The organism is Fluoribacter gormanii, from assembly GCF_900156395.1.
GTDB lineage: Bacteria > Pseudomonadota > Gammaproteobacteria > Legionellales > Legionellaceae > Legionella > Legionella gormanii.
Map to the genome: position 1 here is coordinate 58,656 of NZ_FTNL01000014.1, position 21,930 is coordinate 80,585.

Genomic DNA, 21,930 nt, shown 5'->3' on the forward strand with positions numbered 1-21,930 from the left:
CTCCAGCGAGTTTATGGTAGCCTGGGTAATGGTCCAAAAGACCGGAACCCGGGTTTCGCTTTCGCTACACTGCCATTAAGTTAAGAGTTTTTGTCATTCCCGCGTAGGCGGTAATCTATTTCTTAAAGTGGCACTGTGCCTCGCTAGAAATGGGTTCCCGCCTACGCGGGAACGACAGTTTTTTCCTTAGCTTAATGGCAGTGCCGCTTCGCCCCACCCTGGCTACAAATTACGAAATTGAGCCGTTCCCATTTCCAACAACTCTATGATTGATCCACCAAGCAAGAAACAAGGTGGATATAACTCCCAAATAAACACCTATATTATCCCAACTTGCTCCTACCAGTTGCAAAGCATCAGGACTTTGAAAAATTGAAAATGGAATTGCAAGCAGAACATCCATAATAGCTGAACCAGCAACCAAACCACAGGCAATGAGCGTTCCTTTTTGTTTACGAATCACTGCCTCTTCTTTAACAGGTATTCTGCGTTTTAAACGCTTTTTAACAAACAAGGCAATCATTCCACCAATAAACAATGGAAATGAAGAAGAAATTGGTAAATACATCCCTATAGCAACGCCTAGAATGGATAAATTCAAATAGCGTCGTAATTGAAAAAAATGATTGAGAAATATAATAATCATAATAATTACCGAACCAATCAACATCATGGTCCATGGTAATGAGTTTCTGAAAACAGCTTCTGTAATAGCTGCCATTAAAGCGGCTGTAGGTGCAGGTAAAGATTGATTTATATCCATCCCTGCATGAGGCATTACACCAGCAATCCCATACACATTAAATAATAATTGCATTACTGGCGGAATAACCAAGGAAGAGATTACTACTCCCAGCAACAACATTAACTGTTGTTTCCATGGAGTTGCACCAACCAGCTGCCCCACTTTGAGATCTTGGGTATTATCATTGGCAATCGCCGCAATACCAGTTACTACAGCACCAATCATAATCGTAATTGCCTCAGCGGCCTGAATTTGTTCGGGCTTTAGAGGCAGTGGCAATAGATGATCAACCGCGACTAATAGCAACCAGGCGGCAAAAAGCATCCCCGAAATAACGACAGAACTTCCGGGACTTGCTGTGACACCAACCATCCCTGAAAAATAGGCAGTAATTACTGAAAAAATAAAACCTATAATCAAGACATACAGAACGGCAATGAAAATTAGGGTTGGAGAATATTCATTATCCAATCCTACTGAATGTAAAGGAAGAACAAGCTGAAAAAAGAGAAACAGGATTGCAGCTAATGCACCTGTACCTATCAAGATAAAAGGCAAAGGAATGTCCTTATCAGTCCGTGGCACTTGGGCATTTATACCTTTAGATGTATATGCTTTCAGGGAAGTCCGGATACTTCTGGAAAGTGGTTTAACTAATTTTAAAAAAGTCCACACTCCAGCAAATAACATAGCACCTATTCCCAGATATCGCATTTCGCTATTCCATAAAAGAGATGCTGCTTGTTCTGCAGAGTGCTGATTTAGAAATTCAGGATAAAATTGACTGACAATAGGTAAAGCAATTAACCAGGATATCACCGCTCCTAAAAAGATACTGATTGCCATATCATGGCCAACAAGATAACCAGCACCAATCATCGTAGCAGAAAAGCCTGCACCTAGACCAAATAAAGAGCGTTTTACCACAAACCAATAATTCCAACTGTTAGCAATTACTTTAAATCCAGTTTGGAGTAATTCAATAAACGCGCCTATTCCTCCCCCAATTAATATGTCTTTGATACCTGTTTTTTCAGCGGATGATTTTAATATTTCGGCAATTGCCCGCCCCTCAGGAAATTTTAACGTTGGATCATGGACCAAAATCCGTCGTAGGGGAATGGAAAATAATACACCCAGAACTCCACCACACACGGCAATAAAAAAATTAGTCAAATAATCAAAATGATTCCAAAAACCAATAATTATCAATGCTGGAATAGTGTAAACAATCCCACCAGCAACGGCTTCACCAGCTGAAGCCGCAGTTTGCACTGCATTATTTTCAAGAATGGTAGAGTTTTTAAAGAAACGTAAGATGCCCATGGAAATAATCGCAGCGGGTATGGACGCTGAGGTTAAAATCCCTAGTTTCAAAGCAAGATACGCATTGGACATTGCCAACAATACGGTTAGTATTATGGCAAGAATCACCACTCGAAAAGTAAGTTCAGCTACTTTTTTATCGGCAGCTATAAAAGGAGTATCAGCCATTAACGACCCCAAACACTATGCTTTACTTCAGGATTAAGTAAAGAAGAAATCTGTGACAAAGGGATTTTTACTGTTTGCGGACCATAAACATATGCTGCTACCTGATACGTATCAAAGATAATATCTATTCCATTTGCTGAAAAAGACCAGATTTTATAATTTTTTTCTATAGGCTTAGTGCCTTCTTCGATCCATTTTTTATCTGAAAGATTTTTCTCGGTAATTTTTTTACTGCAAAAACTGGCTATAGGTTTTAAATAATTTGTTTCCGGTCGGAATAAATCAGCTAACTGAACCTGGCTTCCATGGATGAAATTTAATACAGCTACCGTATTTGAGGGATGTGCCGCACCTCGGTGGTAAATAGAAATATTAAAAGAAACGCTCAAGGCATTTTTAGTTTTGTATGGCAAAGAGTACGTGACATTTAAACCGGATTTTCCTGGTGCATCTGCAGGAACATCCGCATCATCAGCGATTTCTTTAAAAAAACTTCTCTTGGTTTTTTCCATGAAGTCTTGTACCACTGCATTAATACGTGGGTCACTGAATCCTTGTGGATATTTAATATCAATAATATATACAGGTGTTTCTTTTTTTATCGATATCGGATTTACAGCCCAAGTAGCAAATGAGCTTACGATAATACTTAAAGATAGAATTGTTTTAAGTGGCTTTAACATAAATTTTTTTCCTAGTAAGTATCTAGTGTAGAAACCCATTCCCCAGCAACCATCATACGATGTGGTAAGGGATAGGCGAAGTAATAACAAAGAGCAGCACTGTCATTAACAGACCACCATATCAAATCAGCGTTCATACCCTCAGCAATTGTTCCCAGCTCGTTTTGCAAACCTAATGCTCTTGCTGCTTGACTGGTAACTGCAGCTAAAGCTTCAGGAACCGTTAATGAAAAGAATTGGCAGGCCATACTCATCATCAAACGTAGTGAGGTGGTTGGTGATGAACCAGGGTTACAATCGGTAGCAACAGCCATACCTACTCCAGCTCGCCGCAGGAGATCTACTGGAGGTTTTTGTTTTTCACGCAAAAAATAATATGCACCAGGAAGCAAAACAGCAACAGTATTAACCTTTGCCATAGCAGATGCCCCTTTTTCATCTAAAAACTCCAAATGATCACAAGACAAAGCACCAAACTCAGCTGCAAGCTCGCTTGCCCCGAGATTGGATAATTGCTCCGCGTGGCATTTTACAGGGAGTTTTAATGCCCGTGCGGCTGCGAAAACTTGCTCAGTTTGTTTCAGCGAAAAAGCAATAGACTCACAAAATACATCCACCGCATCTACCAAATTCTCTTCACATAATGCAGGCAGCATTTCTTGACAAAGTACATCAATATACGCTTGGCTGTTTCCTTGAAATTCAGGGCCTGTTGCATGCGCTCCAAGGAAGGTTTTTCTAACCCTTAAGCCGGCTAATTCGCCTAAACGCTTAGCTACTCTGAGCATTTTCAATTCATTAGCTAAATCCAGGCCATAACCTGACTTAATTTCCAGTGTAGTTACACCATCAGCGCGTAAAGCAAGAATCCTTGGCAGAGATTGTTTGATCAACTCCTCTTCAGAAGCGGCTCGAGTGTGGCGTACAGTAGATAAAATTCCACCACCCGCTTTAGCAATTTCAGCATAACTGACGCCAGCCAGTTTCATTTGAAATTCAGTCGACCGATTACCCCCGTAGACCAAATGAGTATGACAATCGATAAGACCTGGAGTAATTAATTGTCCCTGACATTCTTCTTTATGCCGGGCTTCATAAAATTGCTTTGGCAATTGTGCTTGCGACCCACACCAGACAATAAGACCATCTTTAATCGCAACAGCTTGTTGCGTTAATTGATTGCCTTGAGCATCGATAGTCGTAGCGTTTAATAATAATTTGTCGCAGACAGGCATTAAAAATCCCAATGTTGAACTTGATGAGGTGGCTTAAGCCAGGCTTTATGGTGCTTGGTATCATATATATCCCATTCTTTAGACATATAAGTCTTCTTGTCTATATCCAGCAAAAGCCAAGTCAAAAATTCAGCGACTGTCTCGGGTGAAACCAATCGATTTTCATCTTTCAACCGCTTATAAAAGCTAACCCGCTCATAATCAGGATTTTCTTTACTGCGCGCGATTGCTTGCATATTTGTGTCAATTATCCCCGGCATAACACTAGCAAAAGCAATTGAATCAGATTCCAGCTGCCAACACTTGGTTAACATCGATAAAGCGGCTTTAGATACGCAATATGCAGCCCAGCCTCTAATCGCAAAATATGCAGCTCCAGAACCGATATTTAAAACACGGCCATCAGTCAATTTATCATATATCAATTGTGGAAGAAAAAGGGCTGCATTCAAATTGGTATTTAATGTTTGATTCCAGTCTTTAGGGTCAATTTCCTTCATGGGAACCAATGGATTTAAAGTTCCCGCATTATTTACAAGAGCACTAATTTTATTGACATCATGCAAATTATTTTTGATTGACTCCAAACCCTCAGGTGTTGATACATCAGCGCAAATGTATTGGATGTTTTTAGAAAAGGCGGCTGTTTCTTGCAAAGCCTTCTCTGTTCTCCCTACAACTAAAATTGATTGCTCTCGTTTTGCCAAAGAAAAAGCTAATGATCTTCCTATCCCACTACCTCCACCGGTAATAACAATCACAATACCCTCTTACCCTTTTTTATTTAACATGCGATAAATAATACCAGACATTGAATAAAGTTGGCATAATTTTATGCGCGCGCATTGCTGGATAAGTAAATTCTGTTAAAGATTGGACAGGAGTTAAATCTTTTGACACGGTGCCATCATGTTATAATGAATTGAATAAATAAAATACTTGAAGGTCAATTAAAATGAGAGTTCCTGTTTGCATCAGCTTCTTTCTGGGATTTATCGTGTTAAATCATTCATCGTCTGCAGCAACAATACAGTGCCCTCAGGTCATTCAAACGAATCAATCGTTACCGCACGAAATCCCCAAATGGGATGAATTCATAAATGGTTTGAATACTGCCAATCATTTTGAACGTATCACATTTTACTCAGGACATCCTAAAGAAACTGCAAGTCTTGCACCTGATACTGAACATTCTAAAAGCCAAAGATTAACATGGACATTTGGTGGACAAGAAACCTGGATTGCTTGTGAGTATACGAACACTAATATTCAATTGATTCAAAAGATTCCAGCAGGAACAAAAAGTTGTACTGTGACTTATAATGCAAATTTTTCCAAAGTAATTGCCATCAATTGCATTTAAGTTCAGAGTTAAGATAGCTAAAGAATAAATTTATAACGTACTTATTGTTGATTATAAAACCAGAGTGAAGTTTTATTAGCAGAATTTAAAGATAAGAATACATGCAGATTTTCATAATGTGCATCACGGATAAATTGTAACATCATAATACGAGTATAGGGAGAATCTAATGTTTGAACATCTTTCCAATTACCAACGTGCTAACCCTGCACTCTGGCAAGGTAGAAAAGATACGATTAATGCTGAGCGGTTCTTTCAAAAAATTATTTTTCCTGTAAAACAAACCGATCTAATCACGAAAGAGAAAAAAACAGTTTTACTTGGTTTTGCGAGTGACGCAGGTGTTCGTCGTAATATGGGAAGACCGGGAGCAAAATTAGGCCCAGATCAAATTAAAACACAATTAGCAAAGCTCCCATGCTCTATCGATAAGCCACTTTTTGATTTAGGTACTATTTTTTGTGAAGAGGATGAGCTGGAAACTGCACAAACTCAATTTGCCAATTTAATCAGTTTTTGTCATCAACAAGGTCATCAAACGGTTGCCTTAGGTGGAGGACATGAAATTGCCTGGGCACATTATCAAGGATTGGCACCTCATTATACTAAATTAGGTATTATTAATTTTGATGCTCATTTTGATTTAAGACCACACCAAAAAAATCAGCCAGGTACATCGGGAACTCCCTTTTCACAAATCGCAGCGTACTGTAAAGAAAATAACCAACCCTTTAATTATTGCTGTATTGGAATTCAAAATATGGGAAATACCCCGTCCCTTTTTGAGCGCGCTGATGAGCTTAATGTTAATTATTTGACTGCTGAAGAGTTATATTTGAACAGCTTGGCGTGGCATTTGGCATTTCTCGATGATTTCATGCTCAATCTGGATCATATTTATCTGACTCTCTGTTTGGATGTTTTTGCTGAGTCATTCGCTCCAGGCGTGAGTGCACCACAACCCTTGGGACTCACTCCCTGGCAAATTTTACCACTCTTGAAATACATTATTCAAAGTGGCAAAGTAGTTAGTTTTGATGTTGCAGAACTATCACCACCTTTGGATCAAGAACAAAAAACTGCTAGACTGGCAGCACTTATTATCGCAGAATTGCTACATACTATTTAAGGAGCCAATTTCATGAAGAACACATTACTAGGGAGCACTCTGTTCGCTCTGCTTGGTACTCAAGTACATGCTGATGTTACTCAGCCAGTAACACCACCCCCTCAAAATCCAGGCACTGTACAGCAGACCCCTTCTGCACCAACGCCTCAAACTCCAGGTTCCGTACAACAGGCTCCTTCGACACCAACACCTGCAGGCCAAAATATACCCTCAATAAATCCAGCACAGGCACCCGCAGCACCTATCAATTGTGAGTATAAAATCCCTGCGGAAACCAAAACTATTGATCAATCATTAGTTCTGAAATGGGCTGCAAAAGCAGTTACCCAATCTTTTGACTTTGATCCAAATAATTTAGACGCCCAACTGCAAAAATTGCAACCTTGTTTTACTGAGCAGGGATGGACTGGGTTTAATACTGCTTTGCAAAAATCAGGTAATCTGGAAGCCATTAAATCTCAAAAACTGACTGTGAGCAGTCAAGTGGATGGACAAGTTATCTTAACAGAAGCGAAAGACAATCAATGGAAAATTAATTTGCCACTACAAGTTGTGTATCAGAATGACAAAGAAAAAGTAACGCAATTACTCAGTGTTGATGTGACTATAGGCCGTAAGATGACTGGGGACTTGGGAATTACTCAGATGATTGCTGCACCACGAGGAACAGTAACTCAAAAACTACCACCTGATTTTAACCCTAATCCTGCCACTGTCATGAATCCAAACACTGAAAATACCACTACTCCAACAACCTCACCAGCCCCAACCAGTGCACCAAATCCAGCTACACCGTCAACTCCAACGACAACAACACAACCAACTACTGCAAATCCCTCGGCGACTCCGACTCAAGCTACTCCTGGACAACCTACTTTGCCTGAAAATCGCTCGACACAGCCATCATTACCACCCAATACTCCTTAATTTGGAGTATTGCCTTTTCCTACCTGAGAATAATTTGTAGCCTGGGTGAAGCGAAAGCGAAACCCAGGAGTTATTGTTCACTCAATGGCATCAATTTAAACTCGCAGTCTGGAGATAGCGAAGCGGAATCCGGATTTCTAGGTAAAGATTTCCCGGGTTACGGCTGGCGCCTTCACCCAGGCTACGCGGACTAATTTCCTTCAGTTGGCGTCGTTATGCGGATACAGGAGGTTTATTGACACCCACTTCATTAGGATATTCCAATACAATAACTTTTGTACCTATTTTGAAAAAGTTTTCACTTAACCACTTTGCAGCACTTGGGAAGATACGTACACAGCCATGGCTAGATGGATGTTCTGGAACATCGTAGGCTGCGTGAACGGTATATCCTTGATAAAAGTAGGTACAATAAGGCATTTTAGCGCCACCATTTTTATCAACAGGATATTCTCCAGACTTACAATCGACTCCGCGACGGTTATAAACTTTAAATGTTCCGGTAACCGTTCTGCACGATTGATTTGGATTTTCTTCGCATACATCAATACCTGCGGATCCACCTCCAGTCAATAATCGATTACCATCCTCATCATAAGCAGCCCATGCAGAAACTTTTGGATCAAAAATAAAGCGTTTCTCACCTGTCGCCCGAATCTTTTGCGGAAAGTAATCACGACCTCGTTTATCTTTTGTATAATGAACAGTTCGATGCACATAACCTGCGTCATCTGTAATTAAAGTAGATGGATCATTCTCAACACAGGATGTTAACCCCCCAATACACAGTAACAAACCTGCCCAAAACAACTTATTCATTTAAATTTTATCTCCACTTAATTAAAACTTTCTTGAAATATTCATTCTTTTCCCTAAACCCCATTTCCCTGCGAATAGTTACAAATTACCGCTGAATCTAAAAATTGGTCAACATATGCTCTCTAGACCAGCAGTTAGGGATAAATAGTTACGTTCACTACTTATCTTCATTTGATATTTCTATATTGATATGTTCAATTAAAACTTACGATTCCAATTTTCTATATTTAATGCGAGACGGCTTATCGGCTTCATCACCCAAACGGCGTCTTCTATCCGCTTCATAATCACTGTAATTCCCTTCAATAAAGGTAATTTGTGAATCCCCTTCAAAAGCCATCAAGTGAGTACAAATTCTATCTAGGAACCATCGATCATGTGAGATCACAATAACACAACCAGGGAAATTAAGAATCGCGTCTTCCAAAGCACGTAGAGTTTCAACGTCCAAATCATTACTGGGTTCGTCAAGTAGTAAAACATTCCCACCACTTTTCAATAATTTTGCTAAATGAACGCGGTTACGCTCACCACCGGAAAGTTGGGACATTTTCTTTTGTTGATCGCTCCCTTTAAAGTTAAATCGGCCTACATAAGCACGTGAAGGCATTTGAAAACTACCTACTTGCATAATGTCATGACCATCAGAAATTTCTTCCCATACTGTTTTATTAGGATTTAATTCATCCCGCAATTGGTCTACGTAAGCCAGTTGTACCGTTTCCCCAATGCGAATAACCCCATCATCGGGTTCTTCCTGACCAGTAATCATTTTCAAAAATGTAGACTTACCTGCCCCGTTGGGACCAATAATCCCTAAAATCCCCCCCTTAGGGAGTTTAAAATCTAAATTGTCAATTAAGATTCGATCTCCAAATGATTTGGTGATTTTTTCGCCTTCAAGAACCAGATCACCCAAACGCTCACCAGGTGGAATGTATATTTCATTCGTTTCATTACGTTTTTGAAATTCCTTCGAATTCATTTCTTCAAATCGAGCAATGCGAGCTTTATTTTTAGCATGACGTCCTTTAGGTGAAGTGCGAACCCACTCTAACTCTGCTTTCATTGCACGCATATGCGCATCTTCTTGTTTCTGTTCCATCTCTAGACGCGCTTCTTTCTGCTCAAGCCATGAAGAATAGTTACCTTTATAAGGTATCCCTTCACCACGATCCAACTCTAATATCCACTCTGCAGCATTATCCAGAAAATATCGATCGTGCGTAATTGCAACTACAGTACCAGGAAAACTTTCAAGGTAATGTTCTAACCAAGCTACAGATTCTGCGTCCAAATGGTTGGTTGGTTCATCAAGCAACAACATATCTGGGTTAGAAAGCAATAAACGACATAATGCGACTCGGCGACGCTCCCCTCCTGATAATTTACCCACAACAGCATTCCACTCAGGTAATCGCAGTGCATCAGCCGCAACATCCAACTTTCTATCTAAATCCCAACCGCCGCCTGCCTCAATAGCATTTTGCAACTCACCTTGCTCAGCAAGCAACGTATTCATTTCATCGTCACTCATTGGTTCGGCAAAGCGCATACTGATTTCGTCAAAGCGCGCGAGCTTCTCTTTCATTTCCTTCACGCCCTCTTCAACAACTTCGCGTACAGTTTTATCCGGATCCAATTTAGGTTCTTGTTCTAGATAACCGATTTTAATTCCTGGTTGTGGTCTTGCCTCTCCTTCAAATTGAGTATCAACACCTGCCATGATGCGTAATAAAGTTGATTTACCAGAACCATTCAATCCTAAAACACCGATTTTAGCGCCAGGAAAAAAACTCAGTGAAATATCTTTTAAAATAAATCGCTGATTTTCAACAATTTTGCTCACACGATTCATGGTAAAAATATATTGTGACATAACTACTCCGTCTTCTTTAAACTGTCTTTGTAGCCTGGGTGAGGCACCGCCATAACCCGGGGAAATAATACTCGATATTTCCGGGTATTGCGGCCAAGCCCCCACCCGGTATCAACAATATCTTTATATTGCTTTTAAAAAAATTTATCGTCTCTTACCACTCAAGAATTACTTTACCTGATTGACCTGATGCCATAATTTGAAATGCATGTTGGTAATCATCCACTGGGAAACGATGTGTTATGACTGGAGAAATATCAAGTCCACTTTGTAACATAGCAATCATTTTGTACCAGGTTTCAAACATTTCACGCCCGTAAATACCTTTAATTACCAATCCTTTAAAAATAACTTGATTCCAATCAACTGCTGTTTCTTGAGGAGGAATACCTAACATGGCTACATGTCCACCATGGTTCATTGCTTTCATCATATCATTAAGCGCCACAGGATTACCTGACATCTCCAAGCCTACGTCAAAACCCTCAAGCATTCCCAACTCTGCGGTAACATCAGACAGCTTTTCATATTTAACATTTACTGCACGAGTTACACCCATTTTACGGGCTAAATCCAAACGGTAATCATTCACATCCGTAATGACTACATGACGAGCACCTATATGTCTTACTATTGCTGCTGCCATAATCCCAATAGGTCCAGCACCAGTAATCAATACATCTTCTCCAACTACATCAAAAGCCAAAGCACAATGAGTTGCATTGCCAAATGGATCAAGAATTGAGGCCTGTTCGTCGGTAATATTATCTGGAAGAACAATAACATTGGTGGCAGGAATAGATAGATACTCTGCGAAGCATCCTGGTCTATTGACGCCCACACCTAAGGTATTACGGCAAAGATGGCGTTTACCTGCACGACAATTTCGGCAGAAACCACATGTTAAATGTCCTTCACCAGAAACTCGCTGCCCTACATGCAATCCTTGCACTTCCTGCCCTATGGCAACAATTTCACCAGAAAACTCATGGCCTACAGTCATCGGTACGGGGATAGTCGCTTGAGCCCATTCATCCCAGGAATAAATATGAATATCCGTACCACAAATCGCTGTTTTTTTAATCTTGATTAATACATCGTTGACGCCGTATTCAGGCATTGCAACTTCTTCCATCCAAATTCCAGGTTCCTTTTTCGCCTTGACTAATGATTTCATAAAAGTACCTCAAAATAAGCTCTTCTCTATGGAATTAAGAGAAGAGGGTTTTGCTTTAAATAATAGAAAATTCTTTACCGACGGTTTCAAAGGCTTCGATCGCTTTATCTAAATGATACAGCTCATGTGCTGCAGACATTTGGGTACGAATTCGAGCCAAACCTTTAGGTACTACAGGATAAGAAAAACCAACCACATAAATACCTAACTCCAACAAACGATTTGCCATGCGCCCAGCCAGGCTCGCATCACCCAACATAACGGGAATAATTGGATGTTCTCCGGGGATTAGATTAAATCCCAATTTCGTCATCCCTTCACGAAAATAACGACTGTTTCGTTTTAACTTTTCAGCCCAGTGGTTATTTTCCATTAAATTATCTAAAACCACACAAGAAGTATGCGCAATGACTGGGGCCAAAGTATTTGAGAATAAGTAGGGTCTAGAGCGCTGACGTAACCATTCAACGACCGTTTTGTTTGATGCAGTATAACCGCCAGAAGCGCCACCTAAGGCCTTACCCAAAGTACCTGTAATGATATCAATACGATCACTAACGCCAAAATGTTCCGGAGTTCCTCGACCAGTTTCTCCCATAAAACCCACAGCATGTGAATCATCTACCATAACCATGGCATCATATTTATCTGCCAATTCACAAATTGCTGGAAGATTTGCTAAAATTCCATCCATCGAAAAAACACCATCGGTGGCGATCAAACGAAATCGTGCATTTTTAGCAGCAATCAATTGCTCTTCCAATGCGCTCATGTCGTTATTAGCATATCGATAACGCGCGGCCTTACACAGACGAATTCCATCAATGATACTGGCGTGATTTAATGCGTCACTAATAATCGCATCTTCCTCACCTAATAACGTTTCAAAAAGACCTGTATTCGCATCAAAGCATGATGAATATAATATGGTATCCTCTTTGCTTAAAAATTGACTGATTTTCTGTTCAAGCTGTTTGTGTGGAGTTTGAGTACCACAAATAAAACGCACAGAAGCCATGCCATAACCATACTGAGCCAGTGCTTTTTGCCCTTCGGCAATAAGTTGAGGGTCATTGGCCAAACCTAGATAATTATTAGCGCAAAGATTGATTACTTCTTCATGATTTACTGTGACAGCAGCTTGTTGCTGGCTGGAAATAACGCGCTCTCCTTTGTATAAGCCTTCGCTCTTAAGTGTCGCTATTTCAGTTTGCAAATAATCAGTAAATTGCTCAAGCACTGCATTCTCCCAGACGTTAGATTATATTTATTTCCCTGTCACTCACCTCGTGAATGATATATGGGCAATTATAAATCGGTTAAGAAAACTATTAAAAATTGCAGATCATAACAAACTTTAAACAGAGTCACCACGAAATTTGGGATCCAAACATTATTTCTTAGCACATGCGCTATTTTTTTGCTAAGATTGTGCCAAAGTTTTGAAAGTGTATTGACAATTCACTTCTGCCATCTTGTTTCACAGCTATTTGCGGAATTCTAACATCATCAAAAGTAGAGCACCGCGAATACAGAAACCTTGGTAAATGAATAGTCAATCTTAACCTAAAACAATCAACACGGTAGAACAAATGAGTTATCAAAGCGCACGCATTAACATGGTCAAACAACAACTTCGAACTGGCGATGTTTTAAACGAATCCATACTTAATTTGTATGATGTTGTACTCAGACACGAATTCGTTCCCGAACAATTTATCAATTTTGCTTATTCAGATATGCAAATACCCCTTAATCACGAACAACGCATGCTTACTCCTTTGGAAGAAGGAAAAATACTTCAGGCTCTTGATTTACAAGGCCATGAAACTGTTTTGGAAGTTGGGACTGGCAGTGGATTTTTTACTGCTTTACTCAGCAAGCTTTGTAAAAAAGTAATCAGCATAGACTATTATGCCGATTTCACGACCAACGCAGCACATTTATTAAAAAAACACCACTGTGACAACGTAGAATTAATTACTGGTGATGCCAGTCAAGGTTGGTTAGAAAATGCTCCTTATGATGTCGTTGTATTCACTGGTGCCAAAGAACAAATAAATGAGACTCAAAAATTACAGATACTTCCTGGTGGAAAATTATTTGTTATTGAAGGAACATCTCCTGTAATGCAAGGCCGATTGTATGAATTAGATCATAGTGAAAATTGGCATGAAGCACTGCTTTTTGAAACGAACATTCCATTATTGATCGATAAATCAATGCATAAAGAATTTGTATTTTAGGATTTAGTTTAAATGAAAAAATTGTTGATTTGCTATCTCATGGCTTTTGGTCTGTTGTCGCAAACATTTGCCGCAACAGACTTAATGGATATCTATCATCAAGCTCTTGAAAATGATCCTATATTCAAAAATGCCTATGAAACGTATATGGCTAATAAAGAAGCTGTTCCTCAAGCTTGGGCGGCATTGCTACCTCAAGCAGGTCTTACAGCACAAACAAGCCGAAACTTTCTGCATGTGAATGATGGTTTTTACAGCGTTCTCGACGACTATTACAAATCCAAAATGTGGCAAGTTTCTGCGTCCCAGGCTATTTTCAATTATCAAGCCTGGGCCAAAGTAAAACAGGCAAAGGCTTCTGTTAAAGCAGCCCAAGCCACTTTTAACGATGCCGCTCAGGATTTGATTCTTAGAACAGCGAAAGCCTACTTTGATATATTGTTTGCTCAAGATACCTTAAATTTCGCCGAGGCAAAAAAACGCGCAAACATGCGCCAATATGAGCAAGCCAAACAACGCTTTGAGGTAGGTCTTGATCCAATTACTTCTGTTTATGAGGCAAAAGCAGCTTATGATCAATCAGTAGCTACGGTTATTGCCTCGCGTAACAACCAAATCAATCAAAGTGAAAATTTAAGAAAATTAACCAATCATGTCTATGAACTCATAGCACCTCTGCGCGATGGAAAAATTCCGCTGATTAAGCCAGAACCTAATGATGTAGATGAGTGGATAGATACTGGTCTTAAACAGAACTATAAATTGTTGTCTGCCAAATGCAATCTTGAAGTAGCACGTCAAAATATGAAAGCGCTGTCTGCTGGGAACTGGCCTACTGTTGCAATCCAAGGCAGCTCAATGGAGACAACAAATGAAGTCAACACAACGAGTCCATTCTTACCGGAAAATCAAAAACAATCTAGCGTTAGTTTAGCGTTGAACTTTCCTGCTTTTCAAGGAGGCCTGGTACTTTCCCAAACACGACAGGCAAAGCATAATTTTCAGGCTACTAGCGAGCGAGTCGAACAAACTTATCGTGATGTAGTAGTAAACAGCCGGATTGCTTTTAACACAATTACCGATGGAATTAGCAAAGTTAAGGCAGACAGACAAACTGTGATTTCCCAACAGAATTCATTGGAAAGTACAGAGGCTCAATTTGAAGTAGGTACCCGCACCATGGTGGATGTAGTGAATGCCCAACAGCGTCTTTTTGAAGCACAGAACCAACTTGCTAATGACCAATACAGTTTGATTAATGCCGTTTTAACTCTAAAATATCTTGCCGGAACATTGAATGTAAATGATCTTGAGCTGATTAATTCATGGTTAGAAACAACTCGTGTTAACGGATTAGTTTCTGCTGGAAGCAAGACCACTACCACTAAATAACAATTTTTTATTCAGGTTTTTATAATGTCCAATCCCTCCCAAGTTGAAAAAAAATTACTTCATTATACAGGTAAAGCAATTGCAGATTTTAATATGATCCAGCGCGGTGATCGTGTTATGGTCTGTTTGTCTGGCGGCAAAGATTCTTTTACGCTTTTAACTATTTTGGATCAATTACGCAGGCGTTCTGGTAATAAATTTGAACTCTTTTCTTTTACCCTGGATCAAGCCCAACCTGGTTGGGATGATACTGCAGTGCGGCAATGGCTCGCCGACCGTTCAATTCCTCATGAAATCCTAACTCGAGATACTTACAGTATCGTAAAAGAAAAAATTCCCGAAGGTAAAACCTACTGTTCTTTATGCTCACGCTTACGTCGCGGGATTATCTATCGTTATGCCGAAGAACATGGCTTCAATAAAATCGCTCTTGGTCATCATCGAGACGATCTGGTTCGTACCTTAATGATGTCCATCCTATATAACGGTGACATTCGCTCAATGCCCCCCAAATTGCTTAGTGATAATAAAAAACACATCGTCATTCGTCCATTATGCTATGTCCAAGAAAAAGACATTATCACGTTCGCCAACGAGCAATCCTACCCTATCATTCCCTGTACACTTTGTGGTTCTCAAGAAAATTTAATGCGTAAAAAAGTAACACATTTAATTAATCAACTTGCAGAGGAAAATCCTAAAGTTCCAAGTAACATCCTGCACGCGCTGCAAAGCATTAAACCCAGCCAACTTATGGATCAAAATATGTGGAATTTTAGAAATCTTGAAAATGAATTAATCACAAATCAAACAATCAATACCAGCGAACTCTTTAGCACAACAGAATTCGACTCAGTTGAAGTATAAAATTGTTACAAAACAGGGTGAAAGACCTGTTCTTTAATCACAAGTTGAAAATCTTGGGAGAAAGCCAGATTTGAATACAGGTTGCTTTCACTCAAGATGTACAGATATGGCTTTTCGTGAGATATCCACAAGAGCAAGGCGAGACGCAGCTCAAACCCGGGTTTTAATTAACAAAACACTCTTTCTTTGTTTTACTCTACGATCTTCCTTTTAGTTCCCTTCGAATTATTTTCTTTATCCGAATCCTTTAAACCATATGCAAGAAGAACAATATTAGATCAATTGGTCTTAATCAAAAACAACCTCTTAACTAAAACGTAACATTTTAATAACATTTTTGTTACAATAATGTTTTATTAGATAGCACTTTAGTCTAAAATTAGAGTAATTTCGCTTAACCCTTTTACTTTATTTTGTTAATAGAGGATCTAACCCCATGTTTACAAATACATCGGTTGACTCACGTATATTTCGAATTTATGCAAAGCGTTACTTTAAATTTGATTTTGTAGCAGCCATAGTCGTATTTCTCGTCGCCATACCATTATGTCTAGGTATAGCCTTGGCTTCTGGTGCTCCACTTTTCTCTGGAATTTTAAGTGGGGTTATTGGTGGAGTGGTCGTAGGTTGCTTAAGCGGCTCCCACGTTAGTGTAAGTGGACCTGCAGCCGGTATGGCGGCGGTGGTAGTTGCGGCCCTTACTCAACTAGGAGATTTCAATTCATTTTTAGTTGCTTTAGTACTTGCTGGTGTACTTCAAGTGATTATAGGAAGTTTGCGAGCTGGATTTGTCGCAGACTACGTGCCTTCCAATGTCGTACAAGGGCTACTCTGTGCCATCGGAATTCTATTAATAATCAAGCAGATGCCACTTGCTTTTACACTTTCTGCGGATTTCAACGAACTCAAAATGCATTTGTTAGAAACCGCTGAAGAAATCACATTAAGTCCCATTCTTGCGTTGTATCAACATATCAATACTGGGGCGATGCTGATCACGATTCTTTCACTCAGCACATTAATTTATTTTGATGTGACGAAAAATAAAATACTAAAAGAAATACCTGCACCAATCCTTGTCGTTATTTTGGGAGTGTTGCTTAATGAGTTTTTTTTATGGACTAATTCCAGCATGGTTCAAAATTCGCCGCAGTTAGTTAATATTCCTCAAACAGATAATTATCGTGAGTTATTTAGCCAATTGGAGTACCCCAATTGGTCTGCTTTAGCTAATCCCAAAGTCTATCTTTATGCTTTTATCATTGGAATTGTGGCTTCTCTTGAAACCTTATTGAACCTTAAAGCAGGAGAAAAACTGGATAAAAAACGTCGCCACCCCTCCTCAAACCGGGAATTAGTTGCTCAGGGAGTGGGAAACATGACCGCTGGTTTAATTGGTGGGATACCCATTACCTCTGTAATCGTGAGAACCTCCATTAATATCCAAGCGGGTTCGACTAGCAAAATATCAGCAATTTTACATGGTGTTTTTATTTTCTTTGCGGTGATGTTAATTCCAGGAACATTAAATAAAATTCCCTTATCTTCTTTGGCAGCCATTTTAATCTATACCGGCTATAAGCTAAATAAGCCTTCCATTTATCCCTCTATTTATGCTCAAGGTTGCGACCGCTTTATTCCATTTATCGCTACAGTAATCAGTATTATTGTGTTTAACCTCCTGACCGGTATTTTAATCGGATTGGCAGTAAGTTTGTTCTATATATTAAAATCAAACAGTCAGGCACGAATTAATATTCTTAAAGAAATTCATCCAACTGGAGAAATTAATCGTTTAATACTCCCCCAACAAATGACGTTCCTTAATAAAGCCGCTTTGGTTGCTGAGCTTGACTCCATACCCAAGGAGTCACAATTAATTATTGATGCGCGTTATACTCAGTACATTGATAAGGAAATTTCTGAGCTCTTAAAAGAATTTAAAGAAGAACAAGCGCCCAATAAAAAAATTGCATTGAATCTGATTGGCTTCAAAGAACATTATAAAATTCATAATTTCATTGATTTTATCAATGTAACTACATACGACGTGCAATCGCACCTGTCTCCGGCAAAGGTATTAAATATTTTACATGAAGGAAATCAACGCTTCCTCAATGACACCCCGATCCACCGTTCAAACCAATTGGACATTAAACTCACGGCAAAAGGGCAACATCCTATTGCCATTGTTCTTGGTTGTATTGATTCGCGAGTTCCTGTCGAAACGATTTTTGATATGAGCTTTGGTGATGTTTTTTGTGTACGGGTTGCTGGAAACGTGGTAAACAATGACGTTCTGGCCAGTATTGAATATGCTTGTCATGTTGTTGGCGTTAAACTGATTGTCGTTCTGGGCCATACTCGTTGTGGCGCCATTCAATCTGCTTGTGACGGAGTTGAATCAGGCCACATTACAGAATTGCTGGATAAAATAAAGCCAGCGATCAATGCAGAGAGCGAAACCGAAACAAATCGTCACAGTAAAAATAAAACCTACGTGGACAATGTTACTGAGTTAAACGTAGCCCATACCATGCAAGAAATTTATGATCGCAGCTCTATTTTGCATAACATGATCGAGCAAAATGATATTGCTATAGTTGGTGCGGTTTACAATGTTCAAACGGGTAAAGTTCATTATAAGAATTATGAGTATGAACTAAGTCAACTTAAAGGAAAAAATTACGAACACCTGGCTTCTAAACTGAATACATTATTAGAAGAAGCCAAGATTAAGGTATAACCTCTCCATATAGCTACCGCGAAGCTGAGCCCATGATAAATATGATTTAATAACAAGGGGCTCCCCCTCGCGGGCTACATGTCTCGCGTCAATTCATCTGTTATTGAACAGAAACTTCTGTATAATGCTTTGCACTCAAGAACAATACTATTTTCAGGAGCAGAAATGCGTGCGTCTCAATGGTTTTTAGCAACTCTCAAAGAAACTCCAAACGATGCAGAGATTGTTTCCCATCAATTAATGTTGAGAACTGGAATGATTCGTAAGCTGGGTTCAGGCCTTTATACCTGGATGCCTTTGGGTTTAAAAGTTTTACGCAAAATAGAACAGATAGTCCGTGAGGAAATGAATCGCATCAACGCCATGGAGTTACTCATGCCCGCAGTACAACCTGCTGAACTGTGGCAGGAAACTGGACGTTGGGATACCTTTGGTGGGCAGCTTCTCACCATGAAAGATTCTAATGGCAGAGAATATTGCTATGGCCCTACTCATGAAGAAGTAATTACGGATATTATGCGGAATGAATTACAATCCTATAAACAATTACCTGCAAGCTTCTATCAGATTCAAACTAAATTCCGCGACGAAATCAGACCTCGTTTTGGTGTGATGCGTGCACGTGAATTTATTATGAAAGATGCATATTCATTCCATTTAAATTTAGAAAGCCTACAAATAACCTACAAAGATATGTATCAGGCTTATTGTCGTATCTTTGATCGCATGGGACTCAAATATCGCGCAGTTGAAGCCGATACGGGAGCTATTGGAGGTTCTGCATCACATGAATTTCAAGTACTGGCTGACTCTGGTGAAGATTTAATTTTCTATAGTGATAAAGGAGATTATGCTGCAAATATTGAACAAGCAACCAGTTTAAAACCCGAAAAGGCAACTCCTATCACTCAAAAAATGATTCTGATTGATACTCCAAACCAAAAAACTATAGCTGAGGTATCAAAATTCTTAGGTGTGGCAAGCAATCAAACCATCAAAACGTTGATTGTAAAAGGGAAAGAACACCCTATGGTGGCTTTAGTTTTAAGAGGTGATGATGAGCTCAATGAAGTCAAAGCAATAAAACATCCGTTGGTACATTCTCCCTTACAATTTATAGATGAAGAAACCATCTTAAAAACCTTGAAGACGCCCATTGGCTCTCTTGGACCAGTCAATTTGCCAATTCCTGTAATCGCCGATCATCATGCGCTTGCTATGGATTCCTTTATCTGTGGCGCCAATCAAGCAGACAAACATTATCAACATGCTGCTTGGGATAAAGACGTGAGCGAATACCTTGTTTATGACTTACGTAATGTAAAAGAAGGCGATATCAGCCCAGATGGGAAAGGAATACTGCACTCTTGCCGCGGCATTGAAGTTGGGCATGTCTTTCAGCTTGGAGATAAGTATGCTAAAGCCATGAACGCTGCAGTAATTAATGAACAGGGCCAATTGGAGACTATGCTAATGGGATGTTATGGCTTAGGTATCACTCGTGTCGTTGCAGCCGCAATCGAGCAACATCATGATGAAAAAGGAATTATCTGGCCTCAAAACATTGCACCATTCCAAGTAGTCATAATTCCTTTAAATGGGCATCGTTCGCAAGTAGTTCAAAAACAAGCAGATGCACTATATGAGCGTTTAAAAGAGTTAGGTGTCGATGTATTAATTGACGATCGCAATGAAAGAGCTGGCGTATTGTTTGCGGATCACGATTTGATTGGTATTCCTCATCGTATCATCGTAAGTGAACGAAATATGGAACAAAACTGTGTGGAATATAAAAACCGAGCTAATGGAGAAGCGCTACAATTAAGCTTAGATAAAGCAATTGATACAATAGTTCAACTGGTCTCAAATAAGTAAGTTGAACTCGTTAAACCCCGTAGCCTGCGAATCTCAAAGGCTGAAACACGAGCTCCACTGTGTTTCAGCCAGAGGTTACAAGATCTCTATGATATAAACCCGTAACCTCGGTACTAACACGTTTCATCCAGTCTACAAATTTAGAAGATATTACGTTTGTGTCCAGGGTTGCCTTCAATATTCAAATAAGACAACACCTCATTGCTTTTTAACGCTTTTATTCCGATTGCGGTAATGTGATTAAAGCTTACATCTAAAGTATATAGCGTTACAGTTTCGGCTAAAGCTAATGCGCCATCATCTCCAATATAATTATGACTCAAACTTAAATTTTGTAGTTGTACCGCTTTGGCTAAGATTTTTGCTCCATCATCCCCAATAAGATTATTATCCGCATATAAGTTACTCAGAGACCTCATTTTTGCAAGAACGGCAATCCCCTCATCACCAATTAAATTATTGTCGATATTAAGCAAAGTTAGACGACTCAACTCAGATAAAGATTGAGCCCCTTCGCTACCTATGCTACAACCAACAAGTGAAAGCCACTCAAGAGTACTGGCCTGAGCTAAAAAAAATACCCCCTCATTTTGTATAGGATTGTTATCAAGAGTGAGATAACGTAAATTGGGTTTTCTTGCTATAACTTCGACCCCATCTTTACCAATATTATTGTTTTCCAAATCAATAAAGTTGAGGGATTGATTCCTGTCCAGAGATGCAACCCCCTCATTCCCTAAGCGGTTATTGCCTATATATAAACTTTTCAATGTTTGATTCGCAAACAATGCTTTGGCACCTTCCGCTCCGATTTGACTTCTTTTTAGGGAAAGATGAATTAGTGATGTATTTTTTGCTAATGATTTCGCTCCCGAAGAGCCTATAGGGTTACCATCAAGAGAAAGAAAAATTAAAGTATTATTATTTGCTAAGGCTTCCGCTCCATAGGGGCCGATATGATTATCTCCCAAAAGAAGGTAAACCAAAGAGGTATTATTTGCTAATGCCTCAGCTCCAAGTGAACCTATACGGTTTCCAGTCAGGAAAAGATATCGAATATGAGTATTAGTAGAAAGTAATTCGGCACCTTGATAACCAATCTGATTATCCGAAATGCTTAAACGGGTGATTTCAGGGTGTTCATTAAGAAAGAATAAAATTTGCGGAATATCACGATCTTGTATATGACACTGATCGAGATACAAACCACCATCGCTGGCACGTAATTCTATATTTTCAACACATTCATTAGATTGGGAATCAGAATTTTTTATTTTATCTTTCGCAAAGAGTGGTGAAATCATTACGCTCAATACAAGCGAAAGACTTAAAGCTGCTTTTCTCATCATGAAA

Annotated in this window: 17 protein-coding genes; 8 read left to right on the forward strand and 9 right to left on the reverse strand. The window is 39.4% G+C overall.

The annotated features are described in order from the left end of the window. Window positions 1–229 precede the first annotated feature (229 nt). From BW930_RS10005 to BW930_RS10020, 4 genes are read right to left on the reverse strand one after another with little or no spacing between them, the layout of a single operon-like run. Window positions 230–2,239, reverse strand: coding sequence for an OPT family oligopeptide transporter (locus tag BW930_RS10005; RefSeq protein WP_058468413.1), 2,010 nt, complete (start codon window positions 2,237–2,239; stop codon window positions 230–232). Continuing rightward, window positions 2,239–2,922 carry a DUF3298 and DUF4163 domain-containing protein gene (locus tag BW930_RS10010; RefSeq protein ID WP_058468414.1) on the reverse strand — a complete coding sequence of 228 codons (684 nt, stop codon included), beginning with the start codon at window positions 2,920–2,922 and terminating at the stop codon, window positions 2,239–2,241. Before BW930_RS10010 ends, BW930_RS10005 begins: the two co-directional genes overlap by 1 nt. Window positions 2,923–2,933: 11 nt before the next feature. After that, a complete protein-coding gene (gene hutI, locus BW930_RS10015) occupies window positions 2,934–4,157 on the reverse strand; it encodes an imidazolonepropionase (protein WP_058468415.1) in 1,224 nt (407 codons plus the stop codon). Then, a complete protein-coding gene (locus tag BW930_RS10020; protein ID WP_058468416.1) occupies window positions 4,157–4,918 on the reverse strand; it encodes an SDR family NAD(P)-dependent oxidoreductase in 762 nt (253 codons plus the stop codon). The genes hutI and BW930_RS10020 overlap by 1 nt, the downstream gene beginning before the upstream one ends. A 194-nt stretch (window positions 4,919–5,112) precedes the next feature. On the opposite strand from BW930_RS10020, the gene BW930_RS10025 reads away from it, so the two are divergent. From BW930_RS10025 to BW930_RS10035, 3 genes are all read left to right on the forward strand, one after another. Continuing rightward, window positions 5,113–5,520, forward strand: coding sequence for an STY0301 family protein (locus BW930_RS10025; RefSeq protein ID WP_058468417.1), 408 nt, complete (start codon window positions 5,113–5,115; stop codon window positions 5,518–5,520). 169 nt (window positions 5,521–5,689) lie between these two features. After that, window positions 5,690–6,649, forward strand: a complete 960-nt coding sequence (gene hutG, locus BW930_RS10030) for a formimidoylglutamase (RefSeq protein WP_058468418.1) — start codon at window positions 5,690–5,692, stop codon at window positions 6,647–6,649. Between the two features lie 12 nt (window positions 6,650–6,661). Next, complete coding sequence (locus BW930_RS10035; protein WP_058468419.1) at window positions 6,662–7,576, forward strand: DotI/IcmL family type IV secretion protein; 915 nt, start codon at window positions 6,662–6,664, stop codon at window positions 7,574–7,576. A 213-nt stretch (window positions 7,577–7,789) separates the two neighbouring features. Here BW930_RS10035 and BW930_RS10040 read toward each other — a convergent pair whose 3' ends face one another. The 4 genes from BW930_RS10040 to BW930_RS10055 all read right to left on the reverse strand — a co-directional run bounded on the left by BW930_RS10040 (window position 7,790) and on the right by BW930_RS10055 (window position 12,691). Then, window positions 7,790–8,395 (reverse strand): L,D-transpeptidase, encoded by a 606-nt coding sequence (locus BW930_RS10040; protein ID WP_058468420.1) that lies wholly within the window; start codon window positions 8,393–8,395, stop codon window positions 7,790–7,792. Window positions 8,396–8,600: 205 nt separating this feature from the next. Continuing rightward, window positions 8,601–10,274 carry an energy-dependent translational throttle protein EttA gene (gene ettA / locus BW930_RS10045; protein ID WP_058468421.1) on the reverse strand — a complete coding sequence of 558 codons (1,674 nt, stop codon included), beginning with the start codon at window positions 10,272–10,274 and terminating at the stop codon, window positions 8,601–8,603. Window positions 10,275–10,428: 154 nt separating this feature from the next. Beyond that, window positions 10,429–11,451, reverse strand: a complete 1,023-nt coding sequence (gene tdh, locus BW930_RS10050) for an L-threonine 3-dehydrogenase (protein ID WP_058468422.1) — start codon at window positions 11,449–11,451, stop codon at window positions 10,429–10,431. A 55-nt stretch (window positions 11,452–11,506) separates the two neighbouring features. Then, window positions 11,507–12,691, reverse strand: coding sequence for a glycine C-acetyltransferase (locus tag BW930_RS10055; protein WP_058468423.1), 1,185 nt, complete (start codon window positions 12,689–12,691; stop codon window positions 11,507–11,509). A gap of 352 nt (window positions 12,692–13,043) precedes the next feature. Between BW930_RS10055 and BW930_RS10060 the strand changes: the two genes are divergently transcribed. The 5 genes from BW930_RS10060 to BW930_RS10080 all read left to right on the forward strand — a co-directional run bounded on the left by BW930_RS10060 (window position 13,044) and on the right by BW930_RS10080 (window position 20,577). After that, window positions 13,044–13,697, forward strand: a complete 654-nt coding sequence (locus BW930_RS10060) for a protein-L-isoaspartate O-methyltransferase family protein (RefSeq protein ID WP_058468424.1) — start codon at window positions 13,044–13,046, stop codon at window positions 13,695–13,697. 12 nt (window positions 13,698–13,709) lie between these two features. Beyond that, window positions 13,710–15,089 (forward strand): TolC family outer membrane protein, encoded by a 1,380-nt coding sequence (locus tag BW930_RS10065; protein ID WP_058468425.1) that lies wholly within the window; start codon window positions 13,710–13,712, stop codon window positions 15,087–15,089. Between the two features lie 24 nt (window positions 15,090–15,113). After that, window positions 15,114–15,956 carry a tRNA 2-thiocytidine(32) synthetase TtcA gene (gene ttcA, locus BW930_RS10070; protein ID WP_058468426.1) on the forward strand — a complete coding sequence of 281 codons (843 nt, stop codon included), beginning with the start codon at window positions 15,114–15,116 and terminating at the stop codon, window positions 15,954–15,956. Window positions 15,957–16,392: 436 nt separating this feature from the next. After that, window positions 16,393–18,702: a bifunctional SulP family inorganic anion transporter/carbonic anhydrase gene (locus tag BW930_RS10075; protein WP_064276580.1), complete on the forward strand. Its 2,310-nt coding sequence runs from the start codon at window positions 16,393–16,395 to the stop codon at window positions 18,700–18,702. A 165-nt stretch (window positions 18,703–18,867) separates the two neighbouring features. Then, window positions 18,868–20,577 (forward strand): proline--tRNA ligase, encoded by a 1,710-nt coding sequence (locus tag BW930_RS10080; protein ID WP_058468428.1) that lies wholly within the window; start codon window positions 18,868–18,870, stop codon window positions 20,575–20,577. Between the two features lie 140 nt (window positions 20,578–20,717). Here the strand turns inward: BW930_RS10080 and BW930_RS10085 are convergent, their stop codons facing one another. Further along, window positions 20,718–21,926, reverse strand: coding sequence for a leucine-rich repeat domain-containing protein (locus BW930_RS10085; RefSeq protein ID WP_058468429.1), 1,209 nt, complete (start codon window positions 21,924–21,926; stop codon window positions 20,718–20,720). Window positions 21,927–21,930: the final 4 nt, after the last annotated feature.

Excerpts from the sequence above, each read along its gene's own strand:
- BW930_RS10085 (WP_058468429.1), bottom strand. The coding sequence starts at position 21,926 with ATGATGAGAAAAGCAGCTTTAAGTCTTTCGCTTGTATTGAGCGTAATG.
- BW930_RS10005 (WP_058468413.1), bottom strand. The coding sequence starts at position 2,239 with ATGGCTGATACTCCTTTTATAGCTGCCGATAAAAAAGTAGCTGAACTT.
- BW930_RS10065 (WP_058468425.1), top strand. The coding sequence starts at position 13,710 with ATGAAAAAATTGTTGATTTGCTATCTCATGGCTTTTGGTCTGTTGTCG.
- ettA (WP_058468421.1), bottom strand. The coding sequence starts at position 10,274 with ATGTCACAATATATTTTTACCATGAATCGTGTGAGCAAAATTGTTGAA.
- BW930_RS10080 (WP_058468428.1), top strand. The coding sequence starts at position 18,868 with ATGCGTGCGTCTCAATGGTTTTTAGCAACTCTCAAAGAAACTCCAAAC.
- BW930_RS10040 (WP_058468420.1), bottom strand. The coding sequence starts at position 8,395 with ATGAATAAGTTGTTTTGGGCAGGTTTGTTACTGTGTATTGGGGGGTTA.
- BW930_RS10060 (WP_058468424.1), top strand. The coding sequence starts at position 13,044 with ATGAGTTATCAAAGCGCACGCATTAACATGGTCAAACAACAACTTCGA.
- hutI (WP_058468415.1), bottom strand. The coding sequence starts at position 4,157 with ATGCCTGTCTGCGACAAATTATTATTAAACGCTACGACTATCGATGCT.
- BW930_RS10035 (WP_058468419.1), top strand. The coding sequence starts at position 6,662 with ATGAAGAACACATTACTAGGGAGCACTCTGTTCGCTCTGCTTGGTACT.
- ttcA (WP_058468426.1), top strand. The coding sequence starts at position 15,114 with ATGTCCAATCCCTCCCAAGTTGAAAAAAAATTACTTCATTATACAGGT.
- BW930_RS10010 (WP_058468414.1), bottom strand. The coding sequence starts at position 2,922 with ATGTTAAAGCCACTTAAAACAATTCTATCTTTAAGTATTATCGTAAGC.
- tdh (WP_058468422.1), bottom strand. The coding sequence starts at position 11,451 with ATGAAATCATTAGTCAAGGCGAAAAAGGAACCTGGAATTTGGATGGAA.
- hutG (WP_058468418.1), top strand. The coding sequence starts at position 5,690 with ATGTTTGAACATCTTTCCAATTACCAACGTGCTAACCCTGCACTCTGG.
- BW930_RS10025 (WP_058468417.1), top strand. The coding sequence starts at position 5,113 with ATGAGAGTTCCTGTTTGCATCAGCTTCTTTCTGGGATTTATCGTGTTA.
- BW930_RS10075 (WP_064276580.1), top strand. The coding sequence starts at position 16,393 with ATGTTTACAAATACATCGGTTGACTCACGTATATTTCGAATTTATGCA.